At 57.2% G+C, this 16,732-nt stretch carries 12 protein-coding genes; 8 read left to right on the forward strand and 4 right to left on the reverse strand.

All coding sequences use genetic code 11. From position 1 onward, the window contains the following. Positions 1-141 precede the first annotated feature (141 nt). The 3 genes from HMPREF0183_RS04145 to rpsI all read left to right on the forward strand — a co-directional run bounded on the left by HMPREF0183_RS04145 (position 142) and on the right by rpsI (position 3,638). Entirely contained in the window at positions 142-2,388 is a 2,247-nt protein-coding gene (locus HMPREF0183_RS04145; RefSeq protein WP_005883108.1) for a bifunctional metallophosphatase/5'-nucleotidase, read from the forward strand. A gap of 288 nt (positions 2,389-2,676) precedes the next feature. Further along, the gene (gene rplM / locus HMPREF0183_RS04150) at positions 2,677-3,120 is read left to right on the forward strand and encodes a 50S ribosomal protein L13 (RefSeq protein WP_040348006.1); all 444 of its coding nucleotides are present in this window, start codon (positions 2,677-2,679) and stop codon (positions 3,118-3,120) included. A 26-nt stretch (positions 3,121-3,146) separates the two neighbouring features. After that, entirely contained in the window at positions 3,147-3,638 is a 492-nt protein-coding gene (rpsI, locus tag HMPREF0183_RS04155) for a 30S ribosomal protein S9 (protein ID WP_005883112.1), read from the forward strand. Between the two features lie 158 nt (positions 3,639-3,796). On the opposite strand, the gene HMPREF0183_RS04160 is transcribed toward rpsI, so the two are convergent. Next, positions 3,797-4,573, reverse strand: coding sequence for a hypothetical protein (locus HMPREF0183_RS04160; protein ID WP_005883114.1), 777 nt, complete (start codon positions 4,571-4,573; stop codon positions 3,797-3,799). A gap of 198 nt (positions 4,574-4,771) precedes the next feature. Here HMPREF0183_RS04160 and glmM point away from each other — a divergent pair, with 198 nt between their 5' ends. Then, complete coding sequence (gene glmM / locus HMPREF0183_RS04165; protein ID WP_040348008.1) at positions 4,772-6,124, forward strand: phosphoglucosamine mutase; 1,353 nt, start codon at positions 4,772-4,774, stop codon at positions 6,122-6,124. A gap of 15 nt (positions 6,125-6,139) precedes the next feature. Then, a complete protein-coding gene (locus tag HMPREF0183_RS04170) occupies positions 6,140-6,574 on the forward strand; it encodes a hypothetical protein (RefSeq protein ID WP_040348011.1) in 435 nt (144 codons plus the stop codon). A 45-nt stretch (positions 6,575-6,619) separates the two neighbouring features. On the opposite strand, the gene HMPREF0183_RS04175 is transcribed toward HMPREF0183_RS04170, so the two are convergent. Further along, positions 6,620-8,497, reverse strand: coding sequence for an ABC transporter ATP-binding protein (locus HMPREF0183_RS04175; RefSeq protein WP_005883120.1), 1,878 nt, complete (start codon positions 8,495-8,497; stop codon positions 6,620-6,622). A 23-nt stretch (positions 8,498-8,520) separates the two neighbouring features. Further along, a complete protein-coding gene (coaA, locus tag HMPREF0183_RS04180) occupies positions 8,521-9,552 on the reverse strand; it encodes a type I pantothenate kinase (protein WP_005883122.1) in 1,032 nt (343 codons plus the stop codon). Between the two features lie 127 nt (positions 9,553-9,679). On the opposite strand from coaA, the gene glmS reads away from it, so the two are divergent. After that, the gene (gene glmS / locus HMPREF0183_RS04185; protein ID WP_005883124.1) at positions 9,680-11,584 is read left to right on the forward strand and encodes a glutamine--fructose-6-phosphate transaminase (isomerizing); all 1,905 of its coding nucleotides are present in this window, start codon (positions 9,680-9,682) and stop codon (positions 11,582-11,584) included. 33 nt (positions 11,585-11,617) lie between these two features. After that, positions 11,618-12,145 carry a holo-ACP synthase gene (locus tag HMPREF0183_RS04190; protein WP_005883126.1) on the forward strand — a complete coding sequence of 176 codons (528 nt, stop codon included), beginning with the start codon at positions 11,618-11,620 and terminating at the stop codon, positions 12,143-12,145. Positions 12,146-12,166: 21 nt separating this feature from the next. Here the strand turns inward: HMPREF0183_RS04190 and HMPREF0183_RS04195 are convergent, their stop codons facing one another. Next, positions 12,167-15,397, reverse strand: coding sequence for a beta-phosphoglucomutase family hydrolase (locus HMPREF0183_RS04195; protein ID WP_005883128.1), 3,231 nt, complete (start codon positions 15,395-15,397; stop codon positions 12,167-12,169). A 119-nt stretch (positions 15,398-15,516) separates the two neighbouring features. On the opposite strand from HMPREF0183_RS04195, the gene HMPREF0183_RS04200 reads away from it, so the two are divergent. Then, the gene (locus HMPREF0183_RS04200; protein ID WP_050775344.1) at positions 15,517-16,731 is read left to right on the forward strand and encodes a M20 metallopeptidase family protein; all 1,215 of its coding nucleotides are present in this window, start codon (positions 15,517-15,519) and stop codon (positions 16,729-16,731) included. The last annotated feature ends 1 nt before the right edge of the window (position 16,732 follow it).

Below are 16,732 nucleotides of genomic sequence, written 5' to 3' on the forward strand. Positions count from 1 at the left end.
CGGGGTGGCGTGGAACTGTGAGTCGCTTTTGTAACTGGCTCACATAATTTACTCAGTTATTGCTCTGGTTTACCTCAAGTTCACGCTGCGCTGATAGAAATTGAGAGCATTTGTTAATTTCACTCCCTTGACGAGGACATTATGAAGCGAACAACCCGCGCTTTTGCGGCTGTGTCAGCACTCGCTGTCGTGTCGCCGCTTGGAACGCTCCCAGCATTTGGTACAGCTGACAAGGGCACCGAATTCCAGATCCTGAACATTACAGACTTCCACGGTCGTATCGGCTCCGGCATTGGCGCCGACCTTGCGGGCGCCGTTACTGACAACCGTCAGGAAAACTCCACGTTCTTGTCCGCGGGTGACAACATCGGTGCATCCACCTACGCATCGTCGTCACAACAGGACAACCCCACCCTTGAATACCTCGACGCACTTGGACTAGACGCATCTGCCGTAGGTAACCACGAATTCGACCGCGGATTCGACGACATCAAGTCACGCAACACCAAGTTCGAGCACCTGGGTGCCAACGTTGTGAAGAAGGGAACCGACGAACCGGCGTTCCCTGCGTACACCACTTACGATGTCAACGGTGTGAAAGTAGCAGTCATTGGTGTTGTCACCACGGACACCAAGACTCTGGTATCCCCAAGCGGTATCAAGGGGATTGACTTCATTGACCCTGTCAAGGCAGTGAACAAGGCAGCGAAAGAACTTGAAGCATCAGACGAAAAGCCTGACATCACGATCCTGGAAGCGCACACGGGTCCTTCCTCTGCAGGAAGTATTGAAGAAGCTACCGGATCGAACGACGAATTCGCTTCCCTGGTAGAAAAAGCTGACCCTTCGATTGACGCGATGTTCTTTGGCCACTCACACATCAAGATGAACCTCACGGCCAAGATTCCAGGAACCGACCGCACACGTCCAGTTGTGCAGGCTGGTAACTACGGTAACGCTCTTGCTGACGTGCGCCTTACCTCAGAAGGAAACGGCGACTGGACTCTCAAGTCCTCCGAACTGATTGACGTTAAGGGTAAAGCAACCGAAAGCAACGTTCCTGCAGACGTCAAGAAGATCATCGACGACGCAGAAGCTAAAGCGCAGGAAGTTGGATCGGTTAAAGCCGGTGAAATCACCGAAGACATCACGCGCGCATTCAAAGAAGACGGGTCAGAAGACCGCGGTGCAGAAAGCACCCTGGGGAACCTCGTTGCAGACGCGCTGAAGGAAGGTGTCACGTACTCCAACCTGGAAGAAGCTGACTTCGGTATCACCAACCCAGGTGGTCTCCGTACTGACATGAAGATGGACGACTACTTTGGTGAAGGCAAGCTGAAGGAAGACAAGGGTGTTGTCACCGACGGTGAACTCAACCAGGTTCTTCCGTTTGCTAACGACCACGGTGTTGTCACCATGAAGGGTGAAGACGTCATCGAACTCTTCGCTCAGCAGTGGCAGCCGGCTGAAGCGTCGCGCCCATTCCTCCACCTCGGTATCTCAAAAGAACTGAGCGTTGTCTACGACTCAAGCGCTAAAGACCCAGCCAAGCGTGTGAAGTCAGTCAAGGTCAACGGAGAAGACATTGACCCTGCAAAGGAATACCGCGTAGCTACCCTGTCATTCTTGGCAAACGGTGGTGACAACTTTGGCGCGTTTGCAAAGGGTAAGTTCGAACAGTCGGGTCTCACCGACTTTGAAATCTGGCAGAAGTACTTCGAGAAGAACTCGCCAGTATCGCCTGACAAGAAGGAACGCCAGGCAGACTTTGCACACGACATTCTCGGCAACGGAAGCGCAACTGCCGAAGTTCACACACCTGACACCACCAAGAACAACTTCTACCTCAAGATCGATTCGAAGGTCGAAGCCGAAAACCTTCTCTTTACCGTTGAAGCACCAAAGGGCTACGACGTGGAATGGGAAGACTCCAAGGTGATCGAAGGAACCAAGAACACGGTTCGTGTCGACAAGGTCAAGGCCGGCGAAACGCAGGTGAAGTTCCGCCTGGTGCGCAACTCCGACAAGACCGACGGTGCGAAAGAGTTCAACACCACCCTGGTCGCTGACCCAGCCGCAAAGTGGTGGGACAACAACCCACTCCCAATCCTGCGTGAAACCAAGGTGGGATTCGTGTCTGAAGAAAAGCCTGGCGACGATTCCGACGAAGCCACGCCTGGCGACGGTGGACAGGACGACAAAGGTAAAGACAAAGACGGTTCCGACAAGGGCAAGGAAGGCTCCGACAAGGGCAAGGACACGGACGCCAGTGACGGCAAGCCACTGCCTCGCACCGGTACGGAAACCGCTGGCATGATTGCCGCTGGAATCGCATTGTTGGCCGTTGGTGCAACAGCAGTTGGACTTACCCGAGCCCGCCGCAAGTAACAGCACACAGGTGAGTGGCACCTCGGCGAAGGTGACCCCACCCACCCCGTGAGCGAAGCCACCATTCGACCCCTCCCAAGCATTTGCCTGGGAGGGGTCGAATGCATTAGATTAGGTAGTCGTTGCGTACGTCAATGCACATGCCACAAAACCTCTAGTCGCGTTGCAGGTTGAGGCGAAGGTGCTCTTCGTACAACATGACAGAACTGCACTGGCGGTCTCTAAAGATCACGACCTTTGAGAACACGCGCGGTGCCGCACAAACTAGAGACGAAAAGAAGGCTACACTTGCGTACCTATACTCCGAAGCCCGGCGACATCGAGCGCCAGTGGCACGTCATTGATGCCACTGACGTCGTACTTGGTCGACTTGCTTCGCAGGCAGCTCGTCTGCTTCGCGGCAAGCACAAGGTGACATTTGCCCCTCACGTTGACACGGGCGACTACGTGATCATCATCAATGCTGAAAAAGTTGCTCTGACCGGTGCCAAGCTGGAACAGAAGCGCGCATACCGCCACTCCAACTACCCTGGCGGAATCAAGAGCGTGAACTATGCAGAACTGATGGCTACCAAGCCTGTTCTGGCAGTTGAAAAAGCCGTTGCAGGTATGGTTCCTAAGAACCGCCTCGGCCGTGAACAAATGCGCAAGTTGAAGGTGTACGCGGGGCCTGAGCACCCACACGCATCACACAACCCGCAGACCTACGAAATCAGCCAGGTTGCGCAGTAAGCGCCCCAGGCACTGACAGGAGAATCATGGCTGAAAACATCAACGAAGAAGTCGAACTGACTGAATACTCGACCGAAACCCCTGCTGGCCAGGGCGAAGCTGCAACTGGTGGCCGTGGGCAGTCGCTCACTGCTCCAGGTGCTGGAGTTGGACGTCGTAAGCAGGCTATTGCTCGCGTGCGTTTGGTTCCTGGTTCCGGTGAATGGAACATCAACGGTCGCGACCTTGCAACCTACTTCCCGAACAAGCTCCACCAGCAGCTGGTCAACGAACCGTTCCGCCTGCTGGACCTGGAAGGACGCTTTGACGTGTTCGTCCGCCTGCAGGGTGGAGGACCTTCCGGTCAGGCTGGGGCTGTTCGTTTGGGAATTGCTCGTTCGCTCAACGAGATTGACCGCGAAAACAACCGCCCAGAACTGAAGAAGGCTGGATTCCTGACCCGTGACGCTCGCGTACCTGAGCGTAAGAAGGCTGGTCTGAAGAAGGCACGTAAGGCACCTCAGTTCTCGAAGCGTTAATTACGTCTTACACACGTGTGGCCCCGGTATATACCGGGGCCACACGGCGCAAAGCGAGCGAAACTACGCAAAATATTGCGTAGTTTCGCTCGCTTTGCGCCGTTTCGTGTCACTAAAGGTGAACGATGTTCTGAAACCAGACATACTGGGCAGGTTGGCTAGGCAGATGTTGAACCAGTAGTTTGCGGCGTTTTGGGTTTAGGGGTCCGAGGTTCCTCAGGGTTTGCGTTGTGTGCCGCCTGGGGGAGTGTGCTGTCGATAGCCAGGGCAACCATTCCTGCGGACAGACACATTGTTCCCAACGTCCAGACTCCCAGAACAATGAAACTCTCAATGACCGCCAAACTCAGAAGCGCGATAACCCCAATAACCACGGGTAGTGCATAGCCCACAGGGAAACCGTTGATGCGCACGTTGAGTCCAAAGCATGCTGCGCACGCTATGAGCAACACGGGTGTGATGAAAGCAGAGATCTGGAAGCCCGCGGGCATCGAGATTGATAACGCCCCAATGGTGGGTAGAACAATAGCGACGACTCCCAGCACGCGGACGACGGTCAGGGTAATGCGCCGTTCACGTTCTGAACGGTGCTCAAGCGCAAGTGTCAAAGCATATCCACCGAGGACAAAAGCCTGACCAACGAAGAACACCCACAAATCAGATTCAGCGTCGATGATAAGTGTGAACAAGCCCACGGCTACAAGCGCAAGCAGGCTACTACCAGCCCACGTCAACCGGTGGAGGGAGTGCGTGAGGTGAAAAAGATACGGAACACATGCGATGACGCCTGGGATGAGAACCAGAAGGCCAATACCAAAGCCGTTGACAATAGGGTTTGCCGGTTCTTGCGGAAAGAACAACACGGCGCAGTAAAGCGCGAGCGATGTTGTTGCGAAGAGTGTTGTCAGTGATGTAAAAACGTATAACTTGTTCATGGTGCCTCTTTCTTTAGCCTCGCGGACATGCGAGTGTTTGTATTCACTATGGCACCGCGGCGTCTGCCTTTTGTTTCAAAAGTGGTATCGGTTGGGTAAAGTTCCTTTACGTGTAAAAGCTGGGTGTAAAGCGCACTAACGGTGTCAGTGCCTCTAGCTGCACTTGAGCAAACTGTCGTAGATGTGAAAGTGAGACTCATGGGTCGTCTGTTTGGAACCGATGGAGTGCGCGGACGCGCAAACCGAGACATCACGGCACGGTTGGCTCTCCAATTATCGGTTGCAGCGAGCCGGGTGCTAGCCAAGCCAGAACAGGCGGTGAACCACCGCCCGCGTGCGATCGTTGGCCGTGACACCCGAATCAGCGGAGATTTTCTGTCAGCTGCAGTAGCGGCGGGAATTGCTTCAACGGGCGTCGATGTGTGGGACGCAGGTGTGCTCCCAACGCCCGGTGTCGCTTATGCCGTGAAAGCCACGGGGGCTGAGTTCGGTGTGGTTCTTTCTGCTTCTCACAACCCCATGCCAGACAACGGCATCAAGTTCTTTGGTCCGGGGGGAACCAAACTTGACGACGCTATCGAAGATGAGATCACCGCTCTCGTTGACGTGAACTGGGATCGTCCCACCGCCGAGGCCGTTGGGCGCATCCAGCGCTACCCGGCTGCCGCAGATGAATTTACCGAACACTTGGTCGCCGGGTTGGGCGAAGAGGTGACACCCCTTAAGGGACTCACTGTTGTGGTTGACTGTGCCCACGGAGCCGCCTCCGTTGTGGGCCCAGCGGCTCTGCGTCAAGCAGGAGCCGACGTCATTGTGACTGCCGCAGAACCAACGGGGCTGAACATCAACGACGGGGTTGGCTCCACCCACATCGACAACCTCCAGCGTGCCGTCATCGAACAATCCGCAGACCTGGGTGTGGCATTCGACGGGGACGCCGACAGGTGCTTGGCCGTGGACGCGCGTGGACGCGAAGTCAACGGTGACCAGATCATGGGAATCCTGGCGATTGGGCTGAAAGAAGACGGTGCACTCGCACACGACACTCTGGTGACTACGGTTATGAGTAACCTGGGCCTCCGCCTGGCCATGGAACGCTACGGTATTGATACGGTACAGACCGCGGTGGGGGACCGGTACGTTCTCGAACGCATGAAAGCAGACGGTTACTCCCTGGGTGGCGAACAGTCCGGGCACATCCTCATGCTTGACCACGGCTCTACCGGCGACGGAGTCCAAACAGCGCTCCACCTCATGCACCGCATGGCCACGTCAAAGCGGACGCTTGCCGACCTTGCAGCAGAAATCCCGAACCTGCCTCAAGTCCTCATCAATGTGAAAGACGTTGACAAGAGCCGCACTGCTGACCCTGTGGTCGCAGCTGAAGTCACAGCAGTGGAAAAGGAACTGGGAACAACTGGGCGAGTTCTCCTTCGAGCTTCCGGGACTGAGCCAGTCATTCGCGTCATGGTAGAAGCCGAAAGCGAAGAAGTCGCTCAACAGCAGGCTCAGCGCCTGGCCGATGTCGTTAAGCCCCAACTGGCACTGTAAATGACACCCAGATTCGTGACCGCCATCGCGGCAGCCGGGGCAACTGCTGTTTCAACCCTCATCACCTCGGCAGTGTCCCTGGCGTTGCGCCCTGTCACGCACGACGGTCTGCTGTTCGTCTTCAGCCGGTTAACCACCTCGGTGCTGGTCGTAGGGGCTATCGCAGCAGGCCTTGCCTTGATCTTTGGGTTTGTGCGCGCGAACTATCCTGGGCACCCGGCGGCACGCAATCCTGGCAACCCAAAATGGTTGGCGCTCACAGCCTTATTTGTGGCGGTGGGGCCACCGGTCATCATGTACATGCTCACAGTTATGTGGCTCACCAACGCCATGTATGTAGGGGCGCTGGCCCTTCTTGTTGGTCTCATTGCCGGACCACTCTTTGCGGTGGCAATGCGACCCATGAGTCGCCTGATTAGTGAACCCGGGGCAGCTGGCAAGAAAGCGTAAGCAGCGCAACCTTAGAGGGCCGTTACTGGCTGATGCAGGAAGCTTTCACGTAGTTTCCTGGTCCGCAAACTGGGTTTCGTACAGTTCGGCATACCGGCCACCGGCAGACAGCAACTCGGAGTGCGAACCGCGCTCCACGATGTGCCCACCTTCTACCACCAAGATCTGCGATGCCGAACGCACGGTTGACAAGCGGTGAGCGATCACAATAGCCGTGCGGCCGGTCATCGCTTCGTTCAGCGCCTGCTGTACCGCCACCTCGTTCGTGGAATCCAAAGCACTCGTCGCCTCGTCCAACACCACAATCGGAGGAGCCGCCAGGAGCAAACGCGCAATCGTCAACCGTTGCCGTTCACCTCCAGAGAGCCGATACCCACGTTCCCCAATCACCGTGTCAACCCCGTCAGGCAAAGCTTCGACAACACGGTCCATGCGGGCACGGTGCAAGGCGGACTGGATTTCCTCATCTGTGGCATTCGGCTTAGCAAGCAATAGGTTTTCGCGAATCGAATCGTGAAACAAATGCCCATCCTGTGTCACCATGCCAACGCCTGCCTTGAGATCCGCAAACGCAAGGTCACGGGCATCAATACCGCCCAAACGCACACACCCCGAAGTAGGGTCGTACAAACGCGGAACCAAAGACGCAATCGTCGACTTACCCGCCCCAGACGAACCCACGAGCGCAACTGTTGACCCGGCAGGCACCGTGAACGAAATGCCGTGCAACACCTCGGCGGACTCCCGCGTATCCAACGCAGCCACGTCCTCTAAAGACGCAAGCGACACCTCCGCAGATGTGGGGTACGTGAAGCGTACGTCATCAAACTCCACTGACAGCGCACCCCGTGGCAAGGCATGCGGGTGAGCAGGCTCAGTGATGATGGGCTTGAGGTCTAAAATCTCAAAGATTCGCTCAAAGCTCACAACAGCGCTCACAAAGTCCATCCGCGCGTTCGCAAGCATGGTCAACGGTGCATAAAGGCGGGTGAGAAGCATTGCCAAGGTGACCACCATGCCCGCGTTGAGCTGACCCTGCACGGCTTCGAAACCTCCCAAGCCGTACACCAGCGCAAGAGCTAAAGCCGACACCAAAGTCAGAGCCGTCACGAATGTGGTCTGCAACATGGCAGTCCGAACCCCAATTGCGCGGACACGATCGGCACGTTGCGCAAACTGGGCAGACTCACGATCAGGCGAACCAAAAAGCTTCACCAACGTGGCGCCACCAGCGTTAAAACGTTCAGTCATTCGGGTAGACATCGCCGCGTTGAGATCAGATGCCTCGAACTGAAGTGTGGCCAACTTCGAAGCCAAGAACCGTGCAGGCAACAGATAAATAGGAAGCAGAACCAGCGACAAAACCGTGACCTGCCACGAATATGCAAACATGACACCCAGCGTGAGCAAAAGAGCCACAAGATTCGACGCAACAGACGGCAACGTGTTCGCAAACGCGCGCTGAGCTCCCATGACGTCGGTACTCAAGCGTGAAATCAACGCCCCAGTGCGTGTGCGGTTGAAAAACGCCACCGGCATGGTCTGCACGTGATCGAACACAGCCGTACGCAAATCAAAAATGAGACCTTCGCCCACCTGTGCCGAAAACCACCGGTTGATCAAAGACAGCGCGGCATCCAAAAGAGCAATCGCACCCATCGCTACCGCAAGCCACACAATCGTGGACACCGGCCCACCGTCAGTAATCGCATTGACAACCCGGCCAGACAGAGTTGGAGTAATGACACCCAACAGCGCGGCCAAAGCTGAAAGCAAAACGTAGGCCACCATGCGACCGCGATGACGACGGGCAAAGATGAAAATCCTGCCCACCGTGGACCAACTCACCGACTGCGACTTACCACCGTACTTTTGTGCGGCCGTGGCACGCCGCAACACCATATGCGGTGAAATGTTCGACATTCAGATCCCTTAAGTAGCCACGCTTACAGCTTCCGCAACTGGATGCTCTTCACCTTGTGGTCACTTGCCTTTTTCAGAATCAAGTCCGCACGACCTCGGCTAGGAAGAACATTTTGCGACAAATTAGGTGCGTTAATAGAGTCCCAAATTTCTCCCGCCAACGTGACAGCCTCTTCACGCGTCAACTGCGAATACTTGTGAAAGTACGAGTCAGGACGGGAAAACGCGCCCTCCTGCAGGCGCAAAAAGCGGCGAATGTACCACTCGCGAATGTCGCTCGTGTTGGCATCCACGTAAACGGAGAAATCAAAATAGTCACTCACGGCCACGCCAATGCGGCCGTCAGGGCGTGGACGCGGAGCCTGGAGAACATTCAACCCCTCAACGATCACAACATCGGGGGAGCGGACCGTCACCTCGGCGCCGTCAATAATGTCATACGTGTGGTGGGAATACACGGGAGCGCGAGCCTCCGGTGCACCTGCCTTGATCTTCGCCAAGAACCGCAGCAGCCGCCTGCGGTCGTAGGACTCCGGGAAGCCCTTCCGGTCAGCGATCCCACGGCGCTCGAGTTCCGCGTTTGGGAACAGGAAGCCATCGGTTGTGATGAGTTCGACCCGTGGGGTGTCTGGCCACCGTGACAACATTTCACGCAGAAGGCGCGCCGTCGTTGATTTACCAACTGCCACAGAACCCGCAACGCCAATAACAAAAGGGGTGCGCTTAGGTGTGACGTCCTTGCCCTTTTCACGTAACGGGGTGAAGAATTCGCGCGTCATCTGATACTTGTTGCCCCGGGCGGCAACGTACACGCTCAGCAGTTCGGACAGTGGAAGGTAAACGGAGCGAACCTCGTCTAAGTCGATGCGCTCACCCAAACCGCGCAGTCGCTCAACTTCCTTTTCCGTCAGCGGCGAGGATGTGGTTTCCGCAAGCGCTGCCCACGACTCTCGATCGAAGAGCCAGTAGGGCGACGGCAGTGAGTCCGAATCTGGCCGCAAACCGGCCAGGCGCCGTGCGGGATCAAGGTTGGTGAGCGCATTCATAGCCCACATTGTCCCACTTTTCCCACACCCTTCCACTTTCAGTGGCACAACGGGCTTATCAGGGGGGCGTAAAAGTGAATGTACCTTTTTCGTCCTGTATTTCTCGCTTGGTTAGGCAATCGGTACGATTGGTCCCATGTGTGGAATTGTGGGATATGTTTCAACTTCTCGTGCCCAGTTTGCAGGCGGGTCTGAGCAGGCAACAGCAGGTCGCGACCATTCAGCTATCGACGTGGTCATGGGTGGTCTCAAGCGCATGGAATACCGCGGTTACGACTCCGCTGGTGTAGCGCTTGCAACCCCTGGCCAGCCGCTTTTCAGCGAGAAAAAATCCGGTAAGTTGTCTAACCTCAAGGACGTGTTGGAGACTCACCAGATTCCGGACGCCACCACAGGAATTGGTCATACGCGATGGGCTACGCACGGCGGCCCCACTGACCAGAACGCCCACCCTCACCTGGCCGATGACGGCAAGTTGGCCCTCATTCACAACGGAATCATTGAGAACTTTGCGCCGTTGAAAGAACGACTTGAAGCTGAAGGCGCTCAGTTTGTGTCTGAAACCGACACGGAAGTTGCCGCTCAGCAGCTGGCCAAGAACTACCGGGAAACAGGTAATCTGACCGAAGCCATGCGCATCACTGCAACTCAGCTTGAAGGTGCGTTCACACTCCTAGCTATTCACCAAGACGTTCCGGACACGGTTGTGGCTGCTCGCCGCAACAGCCCACTGGTCGTTGGCCTAGGTGACGGCGAAAACTTCCTTGGCTCAGACGTCGCAGCGTTTATTGACTACACGCGCGATGCAGTTGAAATTGGTCAAGACCAGATCGTGACCATTACCCCGGATTCAGTCGACATTATCGACACTGACAACAACCCGGTGGAAGGGAAGTCGTACACGGTTGACTGGGACCCAGCGACCGCTGAAAAGGGCGGCTTCGCATCGTTCATGGACAAGGAAATCCATGACCAGCCTCAAGCTGTTGCTGACACTCTGTTGGGTCGCATGGACCAACATGGTCACCTGCAGCTGTCAGAGATGAATATTGACGAATCGGTGCTCAAGAGCATTGACAAGATCGTTGTGATCGCATGTGGAACAGCTGCCTACGCAGGTCAGGTTGCTCGCTACGCAATTGAGCACTGGTGCCGTATTCCCACCGAGGTCGAACTGGCTCACGAGTTCCGTTACCGGGACCCGGTGGTCACTGAGAAGACTTTGGTGGTGGCTATCAGCCAGTCGGGTGAAACCATGGACACGCTCATGGCCGTGCGCCACGCCCGTGAACAGGGTGCCAAGGTGATCGCTATTTGTAACACCTACGGTTCCACCATTCCGCGTGAATCCGATGGCGTGCTCTACACCCACGCTGGCCCAGAAATCGCGGTTGCGTCCACGAAGGCGTTCTTGGCGCAGATCGTCGCATGCTACCTGTTGGGTCTGTACTTGGCACAGCTGCGTGGCAACAAGTACCAGGACGAAATCAAGGTCATCCTAGACGAACTTGAACAGGTGCCTAGCAAGATCGAACGGCTTCTGGACGAAAGCAAACAGCAGGTAGTCGACCTTGCACAATCCATGCAGGACACCACCTCGGTCCTTTTCTTGGGCCGGCACGTGGGCTACCCCGTTGCCATGGAAGGCGCGCTCAAACTCAAGGAGCTCGCCTACATTCACGCAGAAGGTTTCGCAGCTGGTGAACTCAAGCACGGCCCCATAGCGCTGATTGACGAAGGCCAGCCGGTGTTCATTGTGGTGCCAAGCCGTGCATCGCGTTACTCGTTGCACGACAAAGTGGTTTCCAACATCCAGGAAGTCCGTGCGCGTGGTGCCAACACGATCGTGATCGCAGAAGAAGGCGACACTGCGGTCGAACAGTTCGCATCCGAAGTGATCTACGTGCCTGCAACGCCTACGTTGCTGGCGCCACTTCTGACCACGATCCCGTTGCAGATCTTTGCGATGGCACTGGCCTCTGCCAAGGGCTTGGACGTCGATCAGCCGCGTAACCTGGCCAAGTCGGTCACGGTCGAATAACCCGCCCAACGTATTCAGGGCTGACTCGTAACCGTGGCCATTATTGGGATTGGAGTCGACATTGCCGATGTCGAGCGGTTCCGTGAACACATTGAACGCGTTCCGGAACTGCTTGACCGGCTCCTCACACCTGCTGAGCAGTTAAAGAAGAATGGTCAGCGACGCACCCCGGAGTCTTTGGCCGCCCGCTTTTCAGCGAAAGAAGCTCTGGTGAAGGCTCTGCAGTTGCCACAGATCATTCCGTGGCACGAAGCTGAAATCGTGTCAGCGTTCACGGGTGCTCCCAGTTTCCGGCTTTCAGGTTGGGTTCTTCAACACTTCCGCGACATGGGTGGCGAGACAATCCACGTGTCGATCACCCACGACGCAGGCCGGACTGTCACGTTCGTTGTAGCGGAGGGAAACCCGGTGCACAGCCACCCGCCCGTTGACCAGCCGGCTCCGTTGCTCCCTGGTTCGTCCGAGGCGTTAGCAGCTCTTGCTGAATTCCGGCAACGCGCTGAAGAGACTCGAGAGGCGCGGCGCAAAGCGCGCGAGGAAGCACGGCGAAACGCGGAGTAAAGCGCGTCAGCGCGCACTTCCTTACAACTGGAACGTCAGGCGCGCGCCACCTTCCAGAGTGTGCGACTCCCCGTTGATGTACACGCTCACAGAGTGAGTTTCCCGTGAACGCGACACCAGCGTGAGTTCCGTGTGCGTGACGTACACTTCGATGATCTGTCCTTGGAACAGAACCCGGAAGCGTGCGTCGGCAACGTTTGCGGGCAGGTTCGGGTAGAACTCGATCCGGTTGAACCGGATGAGAACACCTGCGAATGCGCGAAGAATAACGTCGACGGTTCCGGCCATGGCACCCAGGTGGATACCTTCTGCGGTTGAACCCCACTGGGTGTCGTCAATGTCGATGCGTAGCGCTTCTTGCCATTCATTCCACGCGTCCTCGCGACCAATCATGGCGAGCACGGCAGCGTTGGCGACCCGGGACAAGCTGGACCCGTTGGTGGAATGAGCCACGTAGTAGTCGATGGTGCGTTCGACTTCTTCTTCACTCATGCCGTAGCCCATGCGGCGCAGTTCTTTCACTACTCCAGTGGGGCCCAACAGGTAGAACAACATGTTGACGTCAGACTGTTTGGACAGCCTGTAGTTGTTGGTCGAGTCGTCCTCTGATTCCAGGATCAGGTCCATGCGCCCGATGTTGCCGTACTTGCGGCGGTAGGCGTCGAAGTCAAGGTCCTTGAGGTCTTCGTACCCAGCAAATTGGCTGATCCGCCCGTCTGGCGCGAACGGCACGTACAGGCGTGCGGCCATGCGTTCCCACAGGGTGACTTCCTCTGGGTCGATGTTGAGCCTGAACTCCAGTTCGTCTGCTTCGTGGGATGACAGCACTTCAAAGATGCGCACAGCGTGACGTGCCAGCCACGCGACCATGACATTGGTGTACGCGTTGTCGTCCACACCTGATCCGGGGGTTCCCGGGTAGCCGTCGTGGTATTCGTCGGGCCCCATGACGCGTCGGATGTGGTAGCGGTCCTCGGCAGCGTCGTATTCGGTCATGGAGGCGAATAGGCGCACAATTTCGATGATGAGTTCACCGCCGTGTTCGGCCAACCATTTGGTGTCTGCTGTGACGCGGTAGTGCTGCCACGCGTTGTACGCCACGGCGAGCCCCACGTGGTATTGCCTGCGTGAGTTGTCTGGCATCCACCTGTTTGACCGGTGGTTCCACAGCTCCACCGGTGTCTCTTCGCGCCCGTCAGAACCCGACTGCCAAGGGAACTGAGCTCCCTTAAAACCAGATTCGCGGGCCAATTGCCGGGCAGCGTCGAGCCTACGCCACCGGTACATGAGTAGAGATTTGGAAATCTCCGGGAACCGCATGTTCAGCAACGGCATGACGAATACTTCGTCCCAGAAAATGTGCCCGCGGTAGCCTTCTCCGGTCATTCCGCGCGCGGTGGTTCCCACGTCTTGTGCAACGGTGTGTGGGGACATGGATTGGATGAGGTGGAAGGTGTGGAGGTCCACCATGAGTTGTGTTTGGTCCGCCGCGCCCGAGGTGGTGTCCACCTCCACGCCGAACCGGTCCCAGAGTTTGGCAAGAGCTGCCCGGTGGCCGGGCAGGAGGGCGGTAAAGCTACAGTCGGGCAACCAGTCGAGGTGCTGGACCGCCCCGCCTCGCACGGAACTTAAGGCGGGGTCGCGGGAGTGGACGGTGGAGGTGACGGTGTCGAAGTCGAACGCGTGACCTGGGTGTACGGTAAATGCGTGTTCGCGATAGATGGCTTTTCCGCGTTCGTTTTCTTCGCTTACGGTTTCGACGTCGTATCCCATGGTTTCGCCGGGAACGCGCTGTGTTGAGAAGTCGACTCGGCGTTCTGTCACGCGGGTGCGTTGGGCCATGGCAACCCGGGTGCGGCTCTGTTCGGTGATGACTTCGGTGAGCAGGGTGCCGTCTTCGAGTACTTTTGCGTGGCGAGTCTCGATGTGTTGTTTGGCCAGCTGGTCGTATTCGGCCACGTTGTCATTGTTGACACGCGCGTCGATACCTAAGCGCACGTGCACCGTTTGTGGCTCATCGCTCAGCGTTTCAACCCGGGTGAGAGTTGCGCTTAAGTGCTGTTTGTCCATGGACACGATGCGACGCTGGCACAGTTTAAGCGAACGACCGTGGCGGTCTTGAACAACCAGGTGGCGTACCAGTGCGCCGTCGTCAAAGTTGAGGGTCCGTTCTTCGGACACCACGGTGAGACCGCGGTCTGAGAGCCATTCTCCGTCAGCGAATTTCACGTCCAAGGCGGCCCAGTGTGGCAGGTTCACCATGGACTCGTGAACTTGCGTGCGCCTCTGAACGGTGGATGTGAGCCGGTTGAAGATGCCTGCGATATACGCCCCGGGTGCCCCACGGTGCCCGGTTTTGATTTCCGAGGCGGTACCACGGATAGCCATGTATCCATTGCCCAGGGTGGTGAGGGTGGCGCGTTTGCCTTTGTGATGGTCTTCTCCACCCACGTAGACGAGGGTGCGAGGGCGGTCGCGACGTTCTCCCAGGTCGAGTTCGTGCAGGTCCCCAATGACCACATCGGCTCCGGCGTCGATGAGTTCGTCGCGGTGGCCGTGGCGGTCAACACCTACGACCAGCCCAAATTTCCCAGCGCGTCCTGCTTGAACACCTGAGATGGCATCTTCAACAACAACGGCGTTGCGGGGTTCTGCGCCGAGGTTGTTGGCAGCCCGGAGGAAGGTGTCAGGTTGGGGTTTGCCGGGCAGGTTTTCGTCGAGTGCGGTTTGTCCGTCAACGATGGTGTCGAAGAGTTCCGTGATTTGTGCGTTGTTCAAAAGGGCGGGTGCGTTGCGGCTGGCGGTGACGAGGCCGATCTTGCGTCCGCCTGCGCGCAAACGTTCGATGAGGTTGATGGTCCCTGGGAAGGTGCGGACGCCCTGTTTTTTGAGTTCTTCGTTAAATGCGTCGTTCTTGTGACGGGCCAGCCCGTGTACGGTCAGTGCCCCGGCTGGGTCGTCGTCGTCACCTTCTGGAAGTGTGATGCCACGGGAGGCAAAGAACTCGCGCACGCCGTCTTCGCGTGGACGCCCGTCCACATAAGCACGGTAGTCAGTGGCGACAGAGAACTCAGAGGCGTTGAGTTCCTCCGGGAACTCGACTGCTGCGTCCTTGAGTTGGGGATTGGCGAGGGCGGAGTCAAACAGTTGTTTCCACGCGACGGCATGGAGTGAAGCGGTGTCGGTGACGACTCCGTCCATGTCGAAGATCACTGCGTCGAATGGTGGGGTGGCTGTGAGAACCTCAGTCATATATCTAGCTCATCATGAATGAGTGACGCGTGGGTGAACGTCACGGCCTTGTTCAGAAACTTTTGTGTTTGTTTGACCACGTTGTTCGGCCCGTGACCGGGTTTACTAGGCTTAACGTCATGACAGCGAACGAAGGTGTACTCAAGAAGGTTGTAGAGGTTGCAGAGCAGTTAGCTCCCCGGTTGCGAGACATTCGCACACGGATTCACCAGAATCCGGAACTGGGTCTGACTCTTCCTGCCACGCAGAAAACTGTGCTGGATGCTCTTCACGGCTTGGATCTTGAGGTGACGACTGGAACCAATCTGGATTCGGTCGTAGCCGTGCTGCGTGGTGACAAGCGTGGCGAAAACCCGCAAGCGGTGCTTTTGCGTGGTGATATGGACGCGCTGCCTGTCACCGAAGCTACCGGGTTTGAGTTCGTTTCGACGAACGGCAACATGCACGCGTGCGGGCACGACTTGCACGTTACTGGCCTTATTGGTGCCGCCCACATCTTGCACGCGTGTAAGAGCGAACTGGCAGGTGACGTGGTGTTCATGTTCCAACCGGGCGAAGAAGGCTATGACGGAGCTGGGAAGATGGTGGACGAGGGTGTCCTTGAAGCTGCCGGCGTCCCGGTAGTCGCAGCGTTCGGGGTCCACGTTTCGGCTGATCAGCCCCCAGGACACGTGTACTCCAAGCCGGGTTCGTACATGGCGTCTGCGAACAATCTAGAAATTACTGTCCGCGGCCGAGGTGGTCACGCCGCCCGTCCGGAAGCCGCCTTGGATCCGGTACAGGTTGGGGCAACGATTGTGGGCCAGTTGCAAGAGTTTGTGTCCCGGCACTTTTTTGCGTGGGACCCCGTGGTACTCACGGTGGGGCAGTTCCAGGCGGGAACTGCGCCCAACGTCATCCCCGACTCTGCGTATCTGGCCGCGAGCGTACGCACGTTTTCGGAAGAAACCACCAGCGAATGTGAACGGGTTCTCCCCGCCCTGGTGGAGGGGATCGCGCAGGCACACGGCCTGACCGCGGAGGTCAACATGTACCGCCTGCTGCCAGCCACCATCAATAACAACGATGAGAACGCCCTGTTCCTCGAAACTGCTGAAGCCCTGTTTGGCACCGAACGCGTTCACCTCATGGACCACCCCAGGGTGGGCTCGGAGGATTTCTCCCGCATCCTCGACCTGGTTCCGGGATCATACGGACACTTCGGTGCGGCGTACGGGCCGGAAGACACGTGGGAAGCTAACCATTCACCTCGGGCGCGGCACACGGATACCGCGCTAGGTGACCAGGCAGCGTTTCTTTCTGCGCTGGCACTCAACCGTTTGAACAAGGACTAGC

Source organism: Brevibacterium mcbrellneri ATCC 49030, from assembly GCF_000178455.1.
Taxonomy (GTDB): domain Bacteria; phylum Actinomycetota; class Actinomycetes; order Actinomycetales; family Brevibacteriaceae; genus Brevibacterium; species Brevibacterium mcbrellneri.

What these genes read in the sequence shown, in the direction of transcription:
- HMPREF0183_RS04145 (WP_005883108.1), top strand. Translation starts at nt 142, where the DNA reads ATGAAGCGAACAACCCGCGCTTTTGCGGCTGTGTCAGCACTCGCTGTC.
- rpsI (WP_005883112.1), top strand. Translation starts at nt 3,147, where the DNA reads ATGGCTGAAAACATCAACGAAGAAGTCGAACTGACTGAATACTCGACC.
- HMPREF0183_RS04160 (WP_005883114.1), bottom strand. Translation starts at nt 4,573, where the DNA reads ATGAACAAGTTATACGTTTTTACATCACTGACAACACTCTTCGCAACA.
- glmM (WP_040348008.1), top strand. Translation starts at nt 4,772, where the DNA reads ATGGGTCGTCTGTTTGGAACCGATGGAGTGCGCGGACGCGCAAACCGA.
- HMPREF0183_RS04175 (WP_005883120.1), bottom strand. Translation starts at nt 8,497, where the DNA reads ATGTCGAACATTTCACCGCATATGGTGTTGCGGCGTGCCACGGCCGCA.
- coaA (WP_005883122.1), bottom strand. Translation starts at nt 9,552, where the DNA reads ATGTGGGCTATGAATGCGCTCACCAACCTTGATCCCGCACGGCGCCTG.
- glmS (WP_005883124.1), top strand. Translation starts at nt 9,680, where the DNA reads ATGTGTGGAATTGTGGGATATGTTTCAACTTCTCGTGCCCAGTTTGCA.
- HMPREF0183_RS04195 (WP_005883128.1), bottom strand. Translation starts at nt 15,397, where the DNA reads ATGACTGAGGTTCTCACAGCCACCCCACCATTCGACGCAGTGATCTTC.
- HMPREF0183_RS04200 (WP_050775344.1), top strand. Translation starts at nt 15,517, where the DNA reads ATGACAGCGAACGAAGGTGTACTCAAGAAGGTTGTAGAGGTTGCAGAG.